The organism is Pontibaca salina (assembly GCF_016307205.1).
GTDB classification, from domain to species: Bacteria; Pseudomonadota; Alphaproteobacteria; order Rhodobacterales; family Rhodobacteraceae; genus Pontibaca; species Pontibaca salina.
Window position 1 is genome coordinate 18607 of the sequence record NZ_JAEIJD010000006.1, and the last position, 19585, is coordinate 38191.

Sequence of the window (19585 nt, forward strand, 5' to 3'; positions counted from 1 at the left end):
GCTATGCGTAATATTAAGTCGTTACGAGTTCTGATTGTGCAGCCGCGATCACATGACCGGGACACCTTGCATCGACATCTGACTCGGATTGGCTTTCTGACCGAAGTTAACTGGCCACCGTCTCCGAAAATATTCGAAATGTCGGATGTTGTATTTGTCGCGGTCCGTTCTGTAGCCGAGGCCGGCGCAGACCTTAAGTGGAGTATAGATGCGCCACCAGCGGCTATGGTAGCACTTCTGGACTACGAGAACCCAGCCATTATGGAAGAGGCTATACGACTGGGGCCACATGCTGTTTTAGGGTTGCCGATTCGTAATTTTGGGGCTGTAGCTAGTGTTTTTGTTGCGCTCCAAAACTTTAAGAGACAAAAGAAGCTGAACAGCACGATAAAGCGATTGAAGTCTAGGATTGAGGGCGACAAGCTTCTATCGAAAGCTAAGGATGTGTTGTTATGCAACAGTGAAATGACCGAAGAAGACGCATATAAAGCTCTTAGAACGCATGCTATGAACAAACGCGTGAGCATACAGGAAATTGCCAAATCAATCGTAAACGCCGAAGGCATTTTAGCTGAAGTTGGTCTTAGGCCAGGGATAAACAGTCACGCCCCTAATGCTGTTAAGAGTAAAGGTGTTAACGAAGAGTGAACCACCGAAACATAAAGACGTGGATTGATTTGAAGTTTTGGTTCATCGTGTTGCCGCGGGCAGGGCAGGGGGGATCGGAATTGGCACTGACTGCCCGCTAAAGGCGCGTTGCTTTTGCAACTGGCTCACGCCACGATGGGTTTGTCGTTGAGCTTCCCGGCTTTCGGCTGGGCGGGCGGATTGCCGTCACTGTTGGCATCGATGAACTCAAGAACCAGCGGACGGATGTTGTCACGCCAAGAGCGTCCAGCAAAGATGCCGTAATGGCCCGCCTCGGGTTCGACATGGCTGGCCTTCTTGCTGTCAGGCAGGCCGGTGCAAAGATCCAGAGCGGCAATGCACTGACCGGGGGCGGAAATATCGTCCTTGGCGCCTTCGACAGTCTTTACGGCAACATTGGTGATTTTACCGATGTCCACCTTGTGTCCGCCTACCACGAACTCATTATGCGCAACTTCCAGCCCTTTGAAGAGGCGTCTGACGGTCGAAAGGTAGAACTCCGCCGGCAGGTCCATCACCGCCAAATATTCGTCATAGAAGCGGTTATGGGCGTCATAATCCGATGCTTCCTCGCGGGCGACGCGGCCAATTTGGTCCAGAAAGGCCTGATTGTGGCGCTCTGCGTTCATCGAAATGAACGACGCCAGTTGCAGCAGCCCAGGATAGACCATGCGACCGACGCCGGCATGTTTGAAGCCGACCCGCTGTATCATCGATGTTTCAAGTTGCCCCATGGTGACGCGGCGACCGAAATCAGTGACTTCGGTCGGGGCAGCGTCGGGGTTCACCGGCCCGCCGATCAGGGTCAGTGTGCGCGGCTGCGCGGCGGGGTCCTGTTCCGCCAGGTAGGCGGTCGCGGCCAGAGTTAGCGGCGCGGGCTGGCAAACGGCGATCACATGGGTATCCGGCCCCATCTCACGCATGAAGTCGACCACATAGAGCGTGTAATCTTCGATATCGAATTTGCCTTGCGAGACGGGGATGTCACGTGCGTTGTGCCAGTCGGTGATATAGACTTCGCAATCGACCAGAAGTGATTTTACGGTGCTGCGCAGCAGCGTCGCATAGTGTCCCGACATGGGCGCCACCAGCAACACCTTGCGCGAGCGGGCCGTACGGCCTGAAACTTTGAAATGCAGCAAGTTGCCGAATGGTTTTTCAACCACCGTTTCGATCTTGATCAGATGGTCGCGGCCCTGTTCGGTGAATGTGCGAATACCCCAATCAGGTTTGGCGGTCATGCGCTCAAACGCGCGTTCCGTTACGTCGCCCCATGCTGCCATCCAGTTCAGTGCCGGGTTAGGCATCATGCTGAAAATTGGGTACGATGCCAGTGCTTGCGCCGAGGCACCCATCCATTGATTTGTATTGCGGGCTGCCTCCATCATGTCATAGGTTAGCATATAGCGCACTTTCGGGTCTCCTTGTTTTATCCGACGCTGCCGGATGTCACGTCGTTTTGCCTCCCGAAGCTGGCAATGTTATTCTGCATAGCAGAAAAGTTAGGGGGGAACGAGTTAAATGACAACTACCCAAGGCGAGGCGGGCGCTCTTTCTAGCGAGCAAATACGGCAGTTGACCGAAAACCTGCAGCGCGTCGAAGCATTATCCAAGCGTTTGGTCGAGGTGATGGCCACCAAGACCTCGCATCACCATGCGCTGAATGGCCCCGATCAGCAGCTTTTTGCAAGGGCCGCTGCCGCATATTGGACCGAAGCGATCCAAAACCCGGCGAAAATCTGGGAAAAGCAGATCGAATATTGGGGTGAGTCGGTCAGGCATTTCGCCGAGGCCCAGCAGGCGCTGCTTAAGGGGCGGGTGCCGGCGCCCGCGGATCCGGGCCCGCATGACCCCCGTTTCACCAACCCGCTTTGGGATACGCACCCGTATTTCAACTTGGTCAAGAAGCAGTATCTGGCGAACGCCGAAACCATCCGCAAGGCGGTCGAAACTATTGATGATTTGGATGACCGGGATAAACGCCGCTTGAGCTATTTCGCTGACCAGATCGTTGACATGATGGCTCCCACCAACTTTCTAGCGACCAATCCGGATGCGCTGGAGCGCGCGCTGGAAACCGAAGGTGAATCCCTGATTATGGGGCTGGAAAATCTTGTCTCAGATCTAGAGGCTAATGATGGTGAGCTCGTGGTGCGGTTGGCCGATGAAAGCGCGTTCGAACTGGGCGGTAACATCGCTACCACTCCGGGCGACGTGGTTTATCGGAATCGCATGATGGAGTTGATCCAGTATAAATCGGTCACCGACACCGTACATGAGACGCCATTGCTGATCTTTCCGCCATGGATCAACAAATACTACATTCTCGATCTCAAAGCCCAGAACAGTCTGATCAAATGGATTACCGAACAGGGCTATACGCTGTTCGTCGTCAGTTGGGTGAACCCTGATTCGACATACAGCAATACGGGGCTTGAGGATTATATCGAGGACGGTTATCTGGCTGCCCTTCGCGAGGTCAAGGCGATCTGCGACGTCGAGAAGGTTAATGTGATCGGCTATTGTATCGGCGGTACGACGCTGGCGCTGACGCTGTCACTGCTGAAACAACGGGGCGACAAGACGGTTAATTCGGCCACGTTTTTTACCACGCTCACGGACTTCTCAGACCACGGCGAGTTCACTCCGTTTCTAAGTGACGATTTTATCGATGCGATCGACGCCGAAGTCGATGAACGTGGCATTTTACGCTCATATATCATGGCGCGCACCTTCAGTTTCCTGCGTTCGCGCGACCTTATTTATACACCGGCGATCCGCAGCTATATGCTGGGCAAGACGCCCCCGGCCTTTGACCTGCTCTATTGGAATGGTGACGGGACGAACCTGCCGGGGCGGATGGCGCATCAATACCTGCGTGGCCTGTGCCAGCGCAATGAGTTCGCCGAAGCCGGCTATGAGCTGATGGGCCACAGATTGCGTCTGGATGATGTGGACGTACCGCTGTGCGCGATCACCTGCGAAAGCGACCATATCGCAGCGTGGAAGGACAGCTATCACGGCGTGCAGCAGATGCGGTCGAAGGACAAGACCTTTATCGTGTCACAATCCGGTCACATTGCCGGTATTGTAAATCCGCCCAGCAAGAAAAAATACGGCCACTACATCAATGAAGACCTTTCACTGAGCGCCGCCGATTGGTTCTCGGGGGCGAAATTCTTCGAAGGGTCGTGGTGGCTGCGCTGGGAAAGCTGGCTTGCCAAACGCTCCGGCAAGCAGATCGAGGCGCGAGAAACAGGCGATTCAGAGCATCCGCGCCTGTGTCCAGCTCCTGGGACCTATGTCGCGGCTCCAGCAAGCCGCTGAAAACAAAGCCAGATCAACTTCCTTTCTGCATTGCAGCATATTTTTCTTGAAATGCTGCGATGCGGCATTCATATTGTTGGCAGAAGACGAAGCGGGGCCGTCCCGCACTGCAGACAAAAGAAAAGGATCTGACCAATGGCAAAGACCCAAGACTTCACTACCGTCATCAAAGATATGATGGGGTCGTTCCCGGTTGATACCGGTGCGATGGATGATGTGTTCAAATCTACTGTAACACTGAACGAAAAGCTGTCGAACGTGGCCATCGAGGCTGCCGGAAAATCGGCTGAAATCTCGAACAAATGGACCAAAGACACCCTCGCCAAACTGGGCGAGATGTCGAAAGCCAAGGCCGAGCCAGCCGATTATGCCAAAGCGATGACCGATTTTGCATCGGCATCGGCTGAAGTGGCTGCCGAAAACATGGCCGCTTTCGCCGAAGTCGCCAAGAAAGTTCAGATGGACACCGTCGAGCTGATGATGGCTGCTGGCAAGGACTTTGGTGCAGAAGCAAGCGCCGCAATGAAAAAAGCCACCGACGACGTGACCACGGCGGCGAAAAAAACAGCACCCGCGAAGTAAGGAATGCCGAACGGCATCCACTTCCTCCCATGGATTGCCGGGCTGGCAGAAGGGCAGGTCTCGCGACCTGCCCTTTTCTTTTGTTCTGCGCTCGCATAGTGTTTTGTAACGCATCACGTCCTGGGAGGGCATCATATGGCGAAACAGGAAAAGCCGCTGCTGATCAAACGTTATGCAAGCCGGCGGCTTTATAATACTGAAACCAGCGATTACGTGACGCTGGGCGATATCGCCGACTTCATCCGGGCCGGTCGTGAGGTTCAAATCGTCGACCTGAAGTCGGGTGACGATCTGACCCGGCAATATCTTTTGCAGATCATCGCCGAACATGAAAGCCGTGGTGAAAACGTACTGCCGATCAATGTGCTGAATGATCTGGTGCGCAGCTATATGATCCCGGGCGGCGGCATGATGCCGCAATTCTTGCAAACATCGTTCGATATGTTGCGCGAAAACCAAGCCAAGATGGTCGAAAACATGACGGCCCTGAACCCGATGGCCAAGATGCCCGGTTTCGAGGCGATGCATGCCCAGCAAGAGGCATTTTTAAAGGCGATGACCGGAGGGTTGGCAGGCAACTGGACCAAGACGTCGCAGGATCAGGATGACGACGCCTCGTCGGAAAATAGTGAAAACCTGACCGAAATCAAAAGGCAGTTGGCCGAGCTTCAGAAAAAGCTGTCAAAACTGGAATAACCCGAAGTTCTTGACGAGATTCAGGTGCCGAAGGCGCGCAATTCTCCCATCGTCTCGGCAACAGCGTCCAGCAGGATATCAGCAATCAAATCCAGTTCGTCGCGGTTCAATGTGACTGGCAGGCGCACGTCACAGGCCCGCATCAGCATGGCGCGGGTCTGGGGCAGTTCGGGCAAGTTGGGGATGAATTGCCAGTTCCAGAAGGCGCGGGCGTTGTCGGTACTCATCCCGAACACCTGCACCGCGACGCCGCGGGCTTCGGCGGCGGTCGCAAGGGCACGGGTCTGCGCATCGCTCAGCCCCACCAGATTGAACTGGATCGAATCCGGTGCACGGCGCTCGGGTTTCAGCGGTGCGGGGACATGAAAATGCGGCGCTGCATTCAGCCGGGCGGCGACGTGGTCATGGTTGGCCTGCCCGTCGCGCACCCGCCGCGCCAGTTCCGGCAATTGCGGGCGAATTACAGCAGCGGCAAGGTTGCTCATGCGCAGATTGTATAGCGGCAACCGGTTCTGCCAGCGCTCGAACGCCTGTTGCAGCGCGGGCGCATTCTCGCCGCGCGGTCCCTTATGCTTGGCCCAGTTATGCTCGTACGCACCCGACATGATCACCGCGCGCGCCACCAGGTCGGCGTCGTCCGTGATCAGGATGCCGCCTTCGCCGGCATTGATCATCTTGTAGGACTGGAACGAGAAACACCCGATCCGCCCGATTGTGCCGATATTGTGCCCGTTCCACGTGGTGCCTAGTGAATGCGCTGCGTCTTCGATCACTGGAATCCCGCGCGCATCGCACAGGCCCATAATTGCGTCCATATCGCTGGTATGGCCGCGCATATGGCTGATGATCACCGCCTCCACATCGTCCAGTTTCGCCTCGAAATCGGCCAGGTTGATGCGGTAATTGTCGCCCACCTCGCAAAGCACCGGCAGGCAATCCGCATGCAGGACCGAAGACGGCACAGCGGCAAAGGTAAACCCGGGAATCAGCACTCGCGCGTCCCGGGGCAGGTTCAGCGCCTTGAGAGACAGAAACAGCGCCGCCGAACAAGACGAGACCGCCAGCGCGTATCGGCTGCCGATTAACTCGGCGAACTCACTCTCCAGCAGCGTGACCGGTGCGTCTTGTGGCGCGGTGTAGCGAAACAGGTCGCCCGATTGCAGCAGATCGTCGATCGCATCGCGGGCGGCTGGCGGGATAGGCTCGGCATCACGAACATTGGGGGGCTTGCGCATATTTCGGTTTCCTTAACCCAGTCTTTGGGAAACATAAAACACCGCGCCGCCGGTGCCAAGCCATCGCCCTTATGTTCTTGCAGGGAGCGACAAATCGCGCTGCCCTGTGCCTTTTTCTCGCTAAAAATATCCAAGCTCTACCGCTTGCTTCCACCGCGGAAGTTGCGTTGGCCTGTTTCCATCAGTTCAGCGCCGCCATTCCTGTTCCTAAGACCGGATCAGTTCTTGAAGAATGCCGCCATCAGCGCGGCGATGGTGGCGCTGTCGTTATCTTTTCCAAGCTGTGCGGCGGCTGTCTTCAACTGGTTCTCTGGCACGATCCCCGGACCGCGCGTTCGGATCAGACCGTCGATAAAGTGATCGTCGAATTCAGGATGGGCCTGTATCGACATTACAGTGTCGCCGTAGCGCAGCATCGCATAGGGGCTGAAGCAGTTGCTGCCGATCACGGTCGCGCCTTCCGGAAGTCGTGTTATCTGGTCTTGGTGCCAGGCGTTCAACGAGATGGGTTTGCCGTCCATATCGTATTCGGTGCGCCCGATTGCCCAGCCGCCTGAAAATTTTTCGACCTGGCCACCAAGCGCTTGGGCGATGATCTGGTGCCCAAAACAGATTCCGATCAGCGGCTTGCCGCGGTCGCGGATGTCGCGGATCAACGTCTCAAGCGGCGCGATCCACGGGTGGTCCTCATAGGCGGCGAATTTTGATCCGGTTATCAGCCAGCCGTCCGCTTCGCTGGGGCTGCTGGGAAACTCCATATCCAGCACCGGCCAAGTTTCGAACTCAAACCCATGTCCCGCCAGCAGGTGATGAAACAAGACATCATAGTCACCCAGATCGTCGATCAGCTCTTTTGGTGCGCGACCAGTCTGCAATATGCCTATTTTCATTGCTGTGCTCATGTCATTGGTTGGAATGCTCAGGGCATTGAGTGTTATCGGATCAGGTTGAAGCGCAAGCGCATTTTTTGCCGCGCTTCCTGAGGCAGATGCCGATTGAGGCGGCGGTTGATCAGCCCGAACAACGCGATGATACCCAGCGTGCACAGGATGAAAAAACCCGCCAGAATCGGGTAGGGGATGAACGGATTGAAGGTCTTATCGGCAAAATAACTGGCGTAATAAAGCGCGTCGCCCCGTTGCTGCCAGGCGGGAAAACCGCTGAAAAACACCAATGTTGTGGCGTGGAACAGAAAGATCGCTTCGTTCGTATAGGCAGGCCAGGCCAGGCGCAGCATGGTCGGCCAGGTGATTCGGCGAAACCGTGACCAGCCTGACATGCCCAAAGCGTCTGCCGCCTGGATATCGCCCTTGGGGATCGATTGCAGCGCGCCATAGAAAATCTCGGCAGAATAGGCGGCAGTATTGAGGAACAAAACCACCAGTGCGCCGGCCCATGCGGCGGTGAAAGGGGCGAAAAACGGGTGCACGCTTTTCAGGGAAAGGAACAGGAAATAGGCAAAGAAGAATTGAATGAACAGCGGTGAGCCGCGGAACAGGAAGATGAACCATTCGGCCGGTTTGCGCAGCCAGCGGCTGTGGGCGTTCTTGCCCAAAGCCAATGCCGTCGCCAGAAAGAACCCTGCCAGCAGTGCCAGAACCCCGAAATAGATATTCCAGATCATGCCCGAGCCGATCAGTGTGACCTGTTCGCACAGCGTGAAGCCCTCACGGGGCAGCAGGCGTTCGCCGATGCCGAGGCTGCGCAGCCCGTAATCCTGTATGGTGTGCAGACACGACGTCATAACAGCCCCGCCTTGCGTTGAGCTTCGCCCCCTGCGGTTGCCTGCCCACGGGTCAGGCGCTGCATTATGCGCTCAAGAAGAATTTCCGATACACGCGTAAAGCACAGGTAAAACACCAGCAGGACAAGAAAATACCACATTCGCCAGTCGCCATGAGGATAGCTCGTGAAGCGCCCGGATTTGGTGCCACCCAGTTCCCGCGCCCAATAGACGATATCCTCGATCCCCAGCAAGAACAGCAGCGGAGTGGCCTTGATCAGCACCATCCACAAATTGGATAGGCCGGGCAGGGCATAGACCCACATCTGCGGTATCAGGATACGGCGAAAGATCTGATGACGGCTCATGCCATAGGCGGCACCGGTTTCCAGCTGTGTATGCGGTACGGCGCGCATAGCACCGAAAATAACGTTGGCGGCAAAGGCACCAAACACGATCGAGAAGGTAATGATCGCCAAGGCAAAGCCATAGGTTTCGTGCACCCACTGTGCCGCACTGTTCAGCGGCAGCTTGGCTTGTGCGCATACCACGAAATCACTGCCCTGGCGCACCGGCTGGTCCCAGTCAGAGCACAGCACCTTATGGCGGAGCCATTCAACCCCTTGATCCAGCGCGATCACGAAGAACAGGAAAAAGGCGATATCGGGCACGCCGCGCACGATGGTAATATAGGTCTTGCCCAGCAGTGAAACCGGCAGAAAGTGGGCCCGCGCCGCCATTGCGCCAAGGAATCCGAACGCCAACGCCACGGGCGCGGTTATCAGAAGCAATACCACCACTTTTGCAAACGCCACATAGAACGACATATGAACGCCCGTCGTCAGATAGCAGGCGAACCAAGGCAGTCGGTCAAGCGTGGCAGGGTCGGCGCAGAAAGAAAACATGGTCTACCGGGCTGCGATGCCACCTGACTTGAGGCAGCGGTCGCGTTAAGGGGCGGCAGGCGCGGCGTCACGCGCCTGCCGCCGTTGCGTCAATAGGTGGCGGTGTTTTCACCGAACCACTTAATAAGCAATTCGTTCAGCGAGCCGTCTTCTTTCATCGAGGAGATTGCCGCGTCAAAAGTATCGCGCAGATCTGAATCACTTTTACGCACGCCCATTCCGATGCCTTTGCCCAGCGGGACACGGTCGCCGACAAATAATAATTCACCGCTCGAATCTTCGACCACCGGGGCGAGATATTCGAGATCGGCCAGTACTGCGTCGGCCTCGCCACTGCGCAGGGCGGCGATTGTTTCGTCAAAGGTCGCGAACTCGATCAGCGTCGCTGGGGTTTCGGCCACAAAGGCCGCTTGAAGCGTGCCGGTCTGGGCCGCAATGACACCGGTTTCCAGATCAACATCCTCGGACAGTGCAACATAAGGCGATGGGGTCGGTGGCTGGTAATCTTGGGTAAAGTCGATCACCATTTCGCGTTCGTCGGTGACGGTCATACCGGCCATGATCGTATCGTAATTGCCAGACACCAGATTGGGAATGATCGAATCCCAGTCATTCTTGACCCATTCGCAGGTCAGCTCGGCCCGATTGCACAGCTCATCGCCCAACTCACGCTCGAACCCGTCGATTTCACCGGCGTCATTGGTGAAGTTGTAGGGCGCATAGGCGCCTTCGGTGCCCATGCGTACAGTGCGATCCTGAGCAAGCCCCACGCCGGCGCTTAACGCAAGCACCGCAGTGGCGAGGATGGTTTTTTTCATTTTGTAACTCCCTTAACAGACAATATTCACGCCGCGTGAGTAGCCGAGAGGAACCCGCGCAATCGTTCTGATCGTGGCGCACCGAACACCATGTCAGGTGGCCCCTGCTCTTCGATCAAGCCCTGATGCAGGAACACTACGTGATCACTGACATCAAGGGCCATCTTCATATCATGGGTCACAATCATCATCGTGCGCCCTTCGCTGGCCAGATCCTTGATAACCCGGATCACTTCCTGCTCCAGTTCTGGATCCAAAGCGCTGGTTGGTTCGTCGAACAACAGCGCCTCGGGCTCCATCGCTAGGGCGCGGGCGATGGCGGCGCGCTGTTGCTGCCCGCCGGACAACTGCGCAGGCCAGACATCACATTTGTCGCCGATCCCAACCTTGTCGAGATAGGCGCGCGCAGCCTCTTCGACCTCGGCTTTGGGGCGGCCCAGAACGGTAACTGGTGCCTCCACGACGTTTTGCAGGATCGTCATATGCGACCACAGATTAAACTGCTGAAAGACCATCGACAGATTGGTGCGGATGCGCAACACCTGCTTGGCGTCGGCCGGGCGGCGATGCAGACCGCTGCCCTTCCAGTGGACAGGTTCACCCTTGAAGCGGATTTCACCCTGCTCGCTGTTTTCCAGCAGGTTGGCACAGCGCAAAAGCGTCGATTTGCCCGACCCGGACGATCCGATCAGCGACACCACCGAACCCCGCTGGGCAGTGATGTCGACACCTTTCAGCACTTCAAGCTCACCATAGCTCTTGTGCAGGTTTGTGATCTCGATGACGGGCGGGGGGGCGACCATGGCGGCTCCGGTTTTTGGGCGGTTTCAAGGGGATAATGGGCGGATATGAACCGATAATGCAACGTTCAATACGTATCTGTGCGATGTGCACATGGCGTTGGCTCAGCCATCGAATGCACGTTGCCGGGCCACGGCGCTGTCCACGTCACTCACGCCAAGTAGTTTTGCAACCAACCGCAACAGCGCATCCTCATCCTGGGCACGTTTGCCGTCGGCCAGCACCACCTGCCAAAGCGCCTCGATCACAGCAAGGCGCTGCTCATAGGGCACAGCATCCTTGATCGCGCGGGTGAAGCGGACCGTATCCGGGGCCTCCGCCTCAAGTGTTTCGGCCCGTTGGCGCAAATCTGACGCCTCGAACGGCGACAGGCCATAGCGGGTTGCAAGGATCCGGTCGATCCGATCTATTTCGGCGGCCGCATAATCATGGTCGGACCGGGCAACCCGGACGAGAAGCGCCGCCAGCGCCAGCCGTGCATCACTGTCGGGAAGTTCCTCGGGGGTGGGCTTTAGCAGCCGGTTCATGAAATCAGCGAACATGAGGAGCCATATAGGTGCGCGCAGCGCGGTGCGCCAGCATTTAGCGCTTGGCTTCGGCGCGCGCGCGGGCGTTCTGGCTGTCGATATAGCTTAGCCCCATCGCCTTGCGAGCCTGCTCCAGCACGCGCATTTCGTTTTCGCGCTCGTGGCCATCTGCCAGAACCACCTCCCACAGGGCGTCAAGGGCGGCCAACCGATGCTCAAGCCCGGTGGTTTCGCGGATCAGCTTGGCGAATGTGTCGGTTTCGGGGGCCGCGTCATGCAGTTTCTCGCAAGTTGCGCGCAGTTTTGCCGCCTCGACTGGATTGTGCTGGAACAGACGGGTCAAGATGCGATCAATCAGGCTGATTTCTTCGAATTGGTAATCGGCATCCGATTTCGCAACGCGCACCAGCAACGCCCCTAGTGCAAGTTCGGCATCCGGATCGGGTAGGTTGTCGCTGGAGGTGTCAGCGCGGAAGGTTGCGAATAGCTTGGTCAACATGTCTACCATTTTATCCCCAATCTTGCCTTACGCCAAGCCGGAACGACCGGTGACAATCCAGCACCGAATCATACCAGCCGCGAACTTTCTTTGGCGGCGCGCACGAAATCGGCAAACAGCGGATGCGGCGCGAAAGGTTTAGATTTTAACTCGGGGTGGAACTGCACCCCGATAAACCATGGATGATCCGTCCATTCGACGACTTCGGGTAGGCGTCCATCGGGAGACATGCCAGTAAATAGCAGCCCGACCTTTTCCAGTTTTTCGCGGTAGGAAGTATCAACCTCATAGCGGTGGCGATGACGTTCCTCAATCTGCGTGGTTCCGTAAATCTCTGCCACTTTGGACCCTTCGGTCAGCACCGCGTCATAGGCACCAAGCCGCATGGTGCCACCCTTATCGTCATTCAAAGCGCGCTGGACCGTGTAATTGCCCTGCACCCACTCCTTCAAGTGATACACGACGGGTTCAAACCGCTTCTTGCCCGCCTCATGATCGAACTCCTCGGAGCCGGCGGTTTTCAGACCGGCGACATTGCGCGCGGCTTCGATCACCGCCATTTGCATGCCAAGGCAAATGCCCAAATAGGGAATCTTGCGTTCACGGGCAAATTGGGCGGTCTTGATCTTGCCTTCGGTGCCGCGCTCGCCAAAGCCGCCGGGCACAAGGATGGCGTGGAAGCCCGCCAGATGTCGGGCCGGATCCTCGTGGTCGAACAGTTCCGCATCAACCCATTCGATCTGCACCTTGACGCGGTTGGCCATGCCTCCATGGGTCAGCGCCTCGGCGATGGATTTGTAGGCATCTTCAAGTTGCACATATTTGCCGACAATTGCGATATTGACGGTGCCTTCGGGATTGTAGATTCGGTCGGCAACATCTTCCCAGCGTTTGAGCTGCGGGCGCGGGGTGGGGGCAATGCGAAAGGCGTCGAGAATTGCCTGATCCAGCCCTTCGCGGTGATAGGCCAGCGGTGCTTCGTATATTGAGCGAAGATCCTGCGCCGAGATCACCGCATCGGAACGCACATTGCAAAACAACGCAAGTTTCTCGCGCTCTTTCGCAGGGATCGGCCCTTCTGAGCGACAGACCAGAATATCAGGCGCCAGACCGATACTGCGCAGTTCCTTGACACTGTGCTGAGTCGGTTTGGTCTTCAGTTCGCCCGATGCTTTGATGAAGGGCAGCAATGTCAGATGCACAAAAATGCACTGGCCGCGTGGCTTGTCTTGGGAAAACTGACGGATCGCCTCGAAAAACGGCAGCCCTTCGATATCGCCCACCGTGCCGCCGATTTCGCAGAGCATAAAATCGACCTCATCCGAGCCGATATCGATGAAATCCTTGATCTCGTCGGTGACGTGGGGGATCACCTGAATCGTTTTGCCCAGATAATCACCGCGCCGCTCATTCTCGAGCACATTCGAGTAGATCCGCCCGGCTGAAATCGAGTCGGTTTTGCGCGCAGAAACGCCGGTAAAACGTTCGTAATGTCCCAGATCCAGATCGGTTTCCGCACCGTCATCGGTCACGAACACCTCGCCGTGCTCGAACGGGCTCATGGTGCCGGGATCGACGTTCAGATAGGGGTCCAATTTACGCAGGCGGACCGAATAGCCCCGCGCCTGAAGTAAAGCCCCCAACGCTGCCGAGGCAAGGCCCTTGCCCAGTGAGGATACCACGCCGCCGGTAATGAAGATGAAACGCGCCATTGCTGTTGGCTGCCCCCGTGATCGATGATTTCTGTCGCCCAAACCGGTCTGCGAAAAACCGCGGCATCACGGGATTTCACCAGTAAGGGATTCGCACATGCGGCGCAAGGGAACCGCAAGATGATATTGCGTTCTTTTCAACCGCTGAAGTTGTGGATGATTAATCGGCGCGCGGTACCAGTGGTTCATCACTACCCGAAGCCGGGGGCGAAGACGGCGGCAATAAATCGTCGCCCAGAGGCGCCGCCGGTGCGGGCTCAGGCTGGGCTCCTTGGGAAACGCTACCGCCCAAACGATCGATCACCGAGGTGCCGGAGGCCTTTTCTGCCGCCAAGATGGTCAGGGTGAGGGACGTACAGATGAAGGCGATCGCCAAAATCCAAGTCAGCTTTCCCAGCGCGGTCGCTGCCGCGCGGCCCGTCATAGCGCCGCCGCCACCACCGCCGCCCATACCGAGGCCACCGCCTTCGGAGCGCTGCAAAAGAACTACGCCAATCAGGCCGAGAGCCAGAAGCAGGTGGATGATGAGTACGACGTTTTCCATGAAACCCTACGGCGATTGGATGTTGGCGGCTGTTTAGGCAAGAATGGCAACCGGGGCAAGGGAGGATATCGCTCGCGAAATTGCGGTTTCCTCTGCGCGCAGGCAACGCTATACGGGTCCGGGTTTCACCAGAGTTTTGCAATAAGGACCAGATATGGCCAATGTCGTCGTTGTCGGCGCCCAGTGGGGCGACGAGGGAAAAGGCAAAATCGTTGACTGGCTGAGCGAGCGCGCAGACGTCATCGCCCGTTTTCAAGGGGGGCATAATGCCGGTCATACGCTGGTCATTGACGGCGAAGTCTACAAGCTGAACGCGCTCCCATCGGGTGTCGTGCGCGGTGGTAAGCTCAGCGTCATCGGCAATGGCGTGGTGCTGGACCCTTGGCATTTGGTCAATGAGATCAATAATATCCGGGAACAAGGTGTCGAGATCACGCCAGAGACCTTGATGATCGCCGAAAACACACCATTGATCCTGCCGTTTCACGGCGAACTCGACCGCGCCCGCGAAGAGGCCGCCAGCAAGGGTACCAAGATTGGCACCACCGGCCGCGGTATCGGGCCGGCCTATGAGGACAAGGTCGGGCGGCGTTCGGTTCGGGTGGCTGATCTGGCCGATGATGCGACGCTGGAAGCGCGAGTGGATCGCGCCCTTCAGCATCACGGGCCGCTGCGCAAGGGATTGGGCATTGCGGCGGTTGATCGCGAAAAGCTGATTGCCGATCTGCGGGCTATTGCGCCGGAAATCCTGCAATATGCTGCGCCGGTCTGGAAGGTGATGAACGAAAAGCGCAAGGCGGGTAAGCGGATCCTTTTCGAAGGTGCGCAAGGTGCCTTGCTGGATATCGATTTCGGGACCTACCCATTCGTGACCTCCTCCAATGTCATCTCGGGGCAAGCGGCAACTGGTACGGGAATTGGCCCCGGCGCGATTGATTTCGTTCTGGGGATCGTCAAGGCCTATACCACCCGTGTGGGCGAGGGGCCGTTTCCGACCGAACTCGATGACGCCGATGGGCAGCGTTTGGGCGAGCGGGGACGCGAGTTCGGCACCGTCACCGGACGCCAGCGGCGCTGCGGCTGGTTCGATGCGGTGCTGGTGCGCCAAACCTGTGCGACAAGCGGCGTCAACGGGATTGCCTTGACCAAGCTGGACGTTCTGGATGGGTTCGAGACCCTGAAGATCTGCACCGGCTATGAATTGGACGGAGAAAAGTTGGAATATCTGCCGACCGCCGCTGACAAGCAGGCGCGATGCACACCAATCTACGAGGAAATGCCAGGCTGGAGCGAAAGCACCGAGGGCGCGCGCTCGTGGGCTGACCTTCCTGCGAACGCGATAAAATATGTCCGCCGGGTCGAGGAGTTGATCGATTGTCCGGTGGCAATGCTGTCGACATCGCCGGAGCGTGAAGACACGATTCTCGTCACCGATCCGTTCGCCGACTGATGGCATTGGGGTACAAGGCCCGCAGGCGCTGGTCGCTGGTGATCCTGCTGATTGGGCTGCCGCTTTATGTTGTGGCGGCCGTCACGATCGTGGGTCGGTTTGACCGCCCGTCGATGATCGTGGAATTAGCAATCCACGTCGGACTGGGTATTCTGTGGGCCTTACCGTTCCGCTTTATATTTCGCGGGGTCGGGCAGGCCGACCCCGAAGAGCAGGCAGACCGGGATCAGCGGTAACTGGAGTTGTGTTGATTCTGCATCCGTCAGCGACCTGAGAGAATCACTCCTCTCGGCGGTCGGCAGAGCTGGCAGACTGATCCTGATCTGACGTGGCGAGCGTTTGTGGATATTGTTGCTATGAAGTCGCCCGACTTCTCCTTATTGAAAACGCTTGGGCCGTGAGGCAAAAGCCGTCGATAGGAAGGCACTGCGCCGCGGCGATGCTCCGTCGTCAATTCTAACAAACGGTTAATCGCGCTCATGACTGCTCCTATCGTTCAAACTTCGCGGGCGGTTACCTTGGTCGGGGGCGGGCCTATGGGCAGGGGTGACCTTGAATTGGCGCTGTCCCATGCGCCGGTTCTGGTAGCCGCCGACAGTGGCGCAATTACGGCGCTGGACGCCGGGTATATGCCCCAAGCGGTGATTGGTGATCTTGATTCGCTGGACGCGGAAGCGCTTGCCCGGCTACCGGCAGAGCGCGTACATCGCATCACCGAACAAGACAGCACCGATTTTGACAAGGCGTTGCGCAATATCTCGGCGCCCGTCGTTGTCGGTATTGGCTTCACGGGCGGGCGGCTGGATCACCAGTTGGCGGCGCTTAACACGCTGGTCCGCCTTTCGTCCCGGCCTTGTGTTCTTTTGGGCGACAAGGATCTCGTATTTCATGCACCGCGATCTCTGCAACTGGATCTGTTCAGTGGTGAGCGGGTGTCTCTGTTTCCGATGCATGCAATCTCCGGACGCTCAACCGGGTTGAAATGGCCGATCAATGGCTTGGCGCTTGCGCCTGACGGCCTGATCGGCACGTCAAACCAGGCCACCGGAGCGATGACGCTAGAGCTTGATAGCGATGGCATGCTGGTGATGCTGCCTCGCACAAATCTGGCGGAGGTCATGCGGGCAATCACTTTGCCCTAGATCTCAGGTGTCGGCGGTAAGGCTATCTAGAATACGCGCCCAGCTACGGATCCCTTTGTGGAAACTCTCCAGATCGTATTTCTCGTTTGGAGAGTGAATCGCGTCGTCGTCATTGGCAAAGCCGATCAGCATCGCATCCATGTCCAGCACCGTCTTGAAATATCCGGCAATCGGGATCGATCCGCCCATGCCGGTGAACACCGCCTCGCGGTTCCACTCATCCGACAGCGCCTTTTGCGCGGCGGCGAATTCGGGGCGCTTGATATTCATCACCGAAGCGGGAGACCCTTCAAAGTCGTCGTTCCATTCGACCCGCGCGTCGGGCGACAGGTGGGCCTCGACATGGGCGCGGACCTTGTCGCGCACTGTGTTCGGATCCATGTCACCGACGAGCCGGCAGGTCAGCTTGCAGTGCGCACCAGACGGGATCACAGTTTTCGACCCCGCGCCGGTATAACCGCCCCACATGCCGTTGATTTCCAGCGTCGGGCGCGCCCATTGCTGTTCCAGCGTGGAATATCCCTTTTCGCCATGCGGCTGCGTATAGCCGACCGATGAAAGATATTCCTTTTCGTCGAAGCCGCAATCTTGCCACTGGCGCAACTGTTCCTGCGGCACCTCGTGCACACCATCGTAAAAGCCCTCGACGGCGACGCGCCCGGTGTTCTCGTCATGGAAGGATGCGATAATCCGTGCCATCTCACGCAGCGGGTTCAGGCCTGGGCCGCCGTAATAGCCTGAATGAAGATCGATGCGCGGCCCGATAATGGTGAATTCGTCCTTGAGCATGCCGCGCAACTGCGATGCGATCGACGGCACCCCGCGTGACACCATCGATGTGTCGCAGATCAGCGCGATATCGGCTTTCAACTCATCGGCGTTTTCCCGCATGAACGGCACCAGAGATGGAGAACCGGACTCTTCCTCACCCTCAAGAAAAAAGGTAATCTTGCAGGGCAGGGTACCGTTCACCGCGATCCACGCGCGACAGGCCTCGACGAAGGTCATTAATTGGCCCTTATCATCCGATGCGCCGCGGCCCCGGATCACCTTGCCTTTTGGAGTGTCCTGCAGTTGCGGCTCGAAGGGCGGTGTGTCCCACAGGCTGAGAGGATCAACCGGCTGCACATCGTAATGCCCATAGAACAGAAGGTGCGGCCCCTTGCCATCGATATGACCGACAACCATCGGATGCCCCGGAGTCGCGCGTTTTTCTGCTGATATGCCCAAGGCTTGCAGGTCACTTACCAGCCAGTCTGCCGCGCGCTCGCAATCGACCTTAAAGGCGGGATCGGTTGAAATTGACGGGATACGCAGCAATTCCAGCAACCGATCAATGGCGTTGGGCACGTCGGAATCAATGTGGTGCAGAACGGCGTCCAGGGACATATTCATGGCTCCTTGCTGGTGGGTCGTGGTAAGGTAACAGTGAAGCGGCAACTGTCCAGAGGGCCAGTTCATCAATGTACCGCGCCCGTGTGGCCAAGGTGCCGCCTTCCGTTTCAAAGGCGTTTTCTGGGCGAGGTCGGTCCAGAGCAAGACTGCGACATGTCGTCAAGGCCTACTAGGTTGATCATAAGGTGCGTGATCTGTATGCATTCAATGAAGCGAATGCGGCCCCACGCCGCATAGGGCCGGGTGATAACGGCATGAGATAATGGAGGCGCCCGGTGGACTATACCGCAAAACTCGACACGGCGATCGACCGATTGCACGAAGAAGGTCGCTATCGCACCTTCATCGACATTGAGCGCCGCAAAGGCCAGTATCCTCATGCAGTCTGGACCCGTTCGGATGGAACCGAACGTGATATCACCGTTTGGTGTGGCAATGATTATCTGGGGATGGGGCAGCATCCGGTGGTTCTGTCCGCGATGCATGATGCGCTGGATTCGACCGGCGCAGGGTCAGGCGGTACGCGCAATATTTCGGGTACGACGATCTATCACAAACGGCTCGAATCCGAGCTGGCCGATCTTCATGGTAAAGAATCTGCCCTCGTGTTCACTAGCGCCTATATCGCCAATGATGCCACGCTGTCGACGCTGCCGCGCCTGTTTCCCGGTCTGATCATCTATTCCGACGCTCTGAACCACGCCAGCATGATCGAAGGTATCCGCCGCAATGGCGGCGCACGGCGTATTTTCCGACATAACGATCTGGAGCATTTGCGCGAACTTCTGGCCGCAGACGATCCTGATGTGCCCAAACTGATCGCATTTGAGTCAATCTATTCGATGGACGGCGATTTTGCCCCGATCGAAGCGATCTGCGATCTCGCCGACGAGTTCAACGCGCTGACCTATATCGACGAAGTCCATGCCGTGGGCATGTACGGCCAGCGCGGTGGCGGCGTTGCCGAACGCGACCGTCTGATGCACCGGCTGGACATCATCAACGGTACCTTGGCCAAAGCCTATGGTGTGATGGGCGGCTATATCGCTGCCAGTGCGAAAATGTGCGATGCTGTAAGGTCTTATGCACCGGGCTTCATCTTCACTACATCGCTTCCGCCAGCGGTGGCTGCAGGCGCGGCTGCCTCGGTATCCTGGCTCAAATCCGCTTCTGATCTGCGTGAAGAGCACCAGACGCAGGCGAAGATCCTCAAGACCCGGCTCAAGGCTATGGGCTTGCCGATCATCGATCATGGCAGTCACATCGTGCCGGTGATCGTGGGCGATCCGGTCCACACCAAAAAGTTGAGTGATATGTTGCTGGAAGATTTCGGCATCTACGTTCAGCCAATCAACTTTCCCACTGTGCCGCGCGGGACAGAACGCTTGCGCTTTACGCCGTCGCCGGTTCATGGGCCCGATCAAATGGACAAGCTGATTCGTGCAATGGACTCGCTTTGGTCGCATTGTGCGCTGAATCGCGCCGAAATGGCGGGCTGAAGCCCCCTAACCTGTGTGCAAAACTTATCGTGACGTGTTAACTTCGTGTCAACGAAAGCCATGCACGAATCGAGAGAAATTG

At 57.4% G+C, this 19585-nt stretch carries 20 protein-coding genes; 8 read left to right on the forward strand and 12 right to left on the reverse strand.

Features of this window, described 5'->3' with window-relative positions; translation table 11 throughout:
- The first annotated feature begins 3 nt into the window (after positions 1-3).
- Positions 4-648 (forward strand): ANTAR domain-containing response regulator, encoded by a 645-nt coding sequence (locus JAO82_RS08685; RefSeq protein ID WP_332872510.1) that lies wholly within the window; start codon positions 4-6, stop codon positions 646-648.
- A gap of 125 nt (positions 649-773) precedes the next feature.
- Here JAO82_RS08685 and phaZ read toward each other — a convergent pair whose 3' ends face one another.
- On the reverse strand, positions 774-2060 hold the full coding sequence (phaZ, locus tag JAO82_RS08690) for a polyhydroxyalkanoate depolymerase (protein ID WP_198685990.1): 1287 nt from the start codon (positions 2058-2060) through the stop codon (positions 774-776).
- 109 nt (positions 2061-2169) lie between these two features.
- On the opposite strand from phaZ, the gene phaC reads away from it, so the two are divergent.
- From phaC to phaR, 3 genes are all read left to right on the forward strand, one after another.
- Positions 2170-3975, forward strand: coding sequence for a class I poly(R)-hydroxyalkanoic acid synthase (gene phaC / locus JAO82_RS08695; protein ID WP_198685991.1), 1806 nt, complete (start codon positions 2170-2172; stop codon positions 3973-3975).
- A gap of 135 nt (positions 3976-4110) precedes the next feature.
- Positions 4111-4557 carry a phasin, PhaP gene (locus JAO82_RS08700; protein WP_198685992.1) on the forward strand — a complete coding sequence of 149 codons (447 nt, stop codon included), beginning with the start codon at positions 4111-4113 and terminating at the stop codon, positions 4555-4557.
- Between the two features lie 135 nt (positions 4558-4692).
- Entirely contained in the window at positions 4693-5253 is a 561-nt protein-coding gene (gene phaR, locus JAO82_RS08705) for a polyhydroxyalkanoate synthesis repressor PhaR (RefSeq protein WP_198685993.1), read from the forward strand.
- Between the two features lie 20 nt (positions 5254-5273).
- On the opposite strand, the gene JAO82_RS08710 is transcribed toward phaR, so the two are convergent.
- From JAO82_RS08710 to secG, 10 genes are all read right to left on the reverse strand, one after another.
- A complete protein-coding gene (locus JAO82_RS08710; RefSeq protein ID WP_198685994.1) occupies positions 5274-6488 on the reverse strand; it encodes a DegT/DnrJ/EryC1/StrS family aminotransferase in 1215 nt (404 codons plus the stop codon).
- Between the two features lie 218 nt (positions 6489-6706).
- Positions 6707-7378, reverse strand: coding sequence for a type 1 glutamine amidotransferase (locus tag JAO82_RS08715; protein WP_198685995.1), 672 nt, complete (start codon positions 7376-7378; stop codon positions 6707-6709).
- A 44-nt stretch (positions 7379-7422) separates the two neighbouring features.
- On the reverse strand, positions 7423-8232 hold the full coding sequence (locus tag JAO82_RS08720) for an ABC transporter permease (RefSeq protein WP_198685996.1): 810 nt from the start codon (positions 8230-8232) through the stop codon (positions 7423-7425).
- On the reverse strand, positions 8229-9116 hold the full coding sequence (locus JAO82_RS08725; protein WP_198685997.1) for an ABC transporter permease: 888 nt from the start codon (positions 9114-9116) through the stop codon (positions 8229-8231). Before JAO82_RS08725 ends, JAO82_RS08720 begins: the two co-directional genes overlap by 4 nt.
- Before the next feature lie 89 nt (positions 9117-9205).
- A complete protein-coding gene (locus JAO82_RS08730) occupies positions 9206-9934 on the reverse strand; it encodes a transporter substrate-binding domain-containing protein (protein WP_198685998.1) in 729 nt (242 codons plus the stop codon).
- Between the two features lie 26 nt (positions 9935-9960).
- Entirely contained in the window at positions 9961-10737 is a 777-nt protein-coding gene (locus JAO82_RS08735) for an ABC transporter ATP-binding protein (RefSeq protein ID WP_198685999.1), read from the reverse strand.
- Positions 10738-10839: 102 nt separating this feature from the next.
- A complete protein-coding gene (locus JAO82_RS08740; RefSeq protein ID WP_198686000.1) occupies positions 10840-11277 on the reverse strand; it encodes a tellurite resistance TerB family protein in 438 nt (145 codons plus the stop codon).
- Positions 11278-11317: 40 nt separating this feature from the next.
- Positions 11318-11761 carry a tellurite resistance TerB family protein gene (locus tag JAO82_RS08745; RefSeq protein WP_198686001.1) on the reverse strand — a complete coding sequence of 148 codons (444 nt, stop codon included), beginning with the start codon at positions 11759-11761 and terminating at the stop codon, positions 11318-11320.
- Positions 11762-11829: 68 nt separating this feature from the next.
- On the reverse strand, positions 11830-13473 hold the full coding sequence (locus JAO82_RS08750) for a CTP synthase (RefSeq protein ID WP_198686002.1): 1644 nt from the start codon (positions 13471-13473) through the stop codon (positions 11830-11832).
- A gap of 160 nt (positions 13474-13633) precedes the next feature.
- Positions 13634-14017 (reverse strand): preprotein translocase subunit SecG, encoded by a 384-nt coding sequence (gene secG, locus JAO82_RS08755; RefSeq protein ID WP_198686003.1) that lies wholly within the window; start codon positions 14015-14017, stop codon positions 13634-13636.
- Positions 14018-14171: 154 nt separating this feature from the next.
- On the opposite strand from secG, the gene JAO82_RS08760 reads away from it, so the two are divergent.
- From JAO82_RS08760 to JAO82_RS08770, 3 genes are all read left to right on the forward strand, one after another.
- Positions 14172-15467: an adenylosuccinate synthase gene (locus tag JAO82_RS08760; RefSeq protein ID WP_198686004.1), complete on the forward strand. Its 1296-nt coding sequence runs from the start codon at positions 14172-14174 to the stop codon at positions 15465-15467.
- Positions 15467-15703: a DUF2842 domain-containing protein gene (locus JAO82_RS08765; RefSeq protein ID WP_198686005.1), complete on the forward strand. Its 237-nt coding sequence runs from the start codon at positions 15467-15469 to the stop codon at positions 15701-15703. The genes JAO82_RS08760 and JAO82_RS08765 overlap by 1 nt, the downstream gene beginning before the upstream one ends.
- A gap of 300 nt (positions 15704-16003) precedes the next feature.
- A complete protein-coding gene (locus JAO82_RS08770) occupies positions 16004-16609 on the forward strand; it encodes a thiamine diphosphokinase (protein ID WP_232897309.1) in 606 nt (201 codons plus the stop codon).
- 3 nt (positions 16610-16612) lie between these two features.
- Here JAO82_RS08770 and JAO82_RS08775 read toward each other — a convergent pair whose 3' ends face one another.
- Positions 16613-17998: a dipeptidase gene (locus JAO82_RS08775; RefSeq protein ID WP_198686007.1), complete on the reverse strand. Its 1386-nt coding sequence runs from the start codon at positions 17996-17998 to the stop codon at positions 16613-16615.
- A gap of 281 nt (positions 17999-18279) precedes the next feature.
- On the opposite strand from JAO82_RS08775, the gene hemA reads away from it, so the two are divergent.
- Complete coding sequence (gene hemA, locus JAO82_RS08780; protein WP_198686008.1) at positions 18280-19503, forward strand: 5-aminolevulinate synthase; 1224 nt, start codon at positions 18280-18282, stop codon at positions 19501-19503.
- The last annotated feature ends 82 nt before the right edge of the window (positions 19504-19585 follow it).

What these genes read in the sequence shown, in the direction of transcription:
- JAO82_RS08685 (WP_332872510.1), top strand. Translation starts at nt 4, where the DNA reads ATGCGTAATATTAAGTCGTTACGAGTTCTGATTGTGCAGCCGCGATCA.
- phaC (WP_198685991.1), top strand. Translation starts at nt 2,170, where the DNA reads ATGACAACTACCCAAGGCGAGGCGGGCGCTCTTTCTAGCGAGCAAATA.
- JAO82_RS08700 (WP_198685992.1), top strand. Translation starts at nt 4,111, where the DNA reads ATGGCAAAGACCCAAGACTTCACTACCGTCATCAAAGATATGATGGGG.
- phaR (WP_198685993.1), top strand. Translation starts at nt 4,693, where the DNA reads ATGGCGAAACAGGAAAAGCCGCTGCTGATCAAACGTTATGCAAGCCGG.
- JAO82_RS08710 (WP_198685994.1), bottom strand. Translation starts at nt 6,488, where the DNA reads ATGCGCAAGCCCCCCAATGTTCGTGATGCCGAGCCTATCCCGCCAGCC.
- JAO82_RS08715 (WP_198685995.1), bottom strand. Translation starts at nt 7,378, where the DNA reads ATGAAAATAGGCATATTGCAGACTGGTCGCGCACCAAAAGAGCTGATC.
- JAO82_RS08720 (WP_198685996.1), bottom strand. Translation starts at nt 8,232, where the DNA reads ATGACGTCGTGTCTGCACACCATACAGGATTACGGGCTGCGCAGCCTC.
- JAO82_RS08725 (WP_198685997.1), bottom strand. Translation starts at nt 9,116, where the DNA reads ATGTTTTCTTTCTGCGCCGACCCTGCCACGCTTGACCGACTGCCTTGG.
- JAO82_RS08730 (WP_198685998.1), bottom strand. Translation starts at nt 9,934, where the DNA reads ATGAAAAAAACCATCCTCGCCACTGCGGTGCTTGCGTTAAGCGCCGGC.
- JAO82_RS08735 (WP_198685999.1), bottom strand. Translation starts at nt 10,737, where the DNA reads ATGGTCGCCCCCCCGCCCGTCATCGAGATCACAAACCTGCACAAGAGC.
- JAO82_RS08740 (WP_198686000.1), bottom strand. Translation starts at nt 11,277, where the DNA reads ATGTTCGCTGATTTCATGAACCGGCTGCTAAAGCCCACCCCCGAGGAA.
- JAO82_RS08745 (WP_198686001.1), bottom strand. Translation starts at nt 11,761, where the DNA reads ATGTTGACCAAGCTATTCGCAACCTTCCGCGCTGACACCTCCAGCGAC.
- JAO82_RS08750 (WP_198686002.1), bottom strand. Translation starts at nt 13,473, where the DNA reads ATGGCGCGTTTCATCTTCATTACCGGCGGCGTGGTATCCTCACTGGGC.
- secG (WP_198686003.1), bottom strand. Translation starts at nt 14,017, where the DNA reads ATGGAAAACGTCGTACTCATCATCCACCTGCTTCTGGCTCTCGGCCTG.
- JAO82_RS08760 (WP_198686004.1), top strand. Translation starts at nt 14,172, where the DNA reads ATGGCCAATGTCGTCGTTGTCGGCGCCCAGTGGGGCGACGAGGGAAAA.
- JAO82_RS08765 (WP_198686005.1), top strand. Translation starts at nt 15,467, where the DNA reads ATGGCATTGGGGTACAAGGCCCGCAGGCGCTGGTCGCTGGTGATCCTG.
- JAO82_RS08770 (WP_232897309.1), top strand. Translation starts at nt 16,004, where the DNA reads ATGGGCAGGGGTGACCTTGAATTGGCGCTGTCCCATGCGCCGGTTCTG.
- JAO82_RS08775 (WP_198686007.1), bottom strand. Translation starts at nt 17,998, where the DNA reads ATGTCCCTGGACGCCGTTCTGCACCACATTGATTCCGACGTGCCCAAC.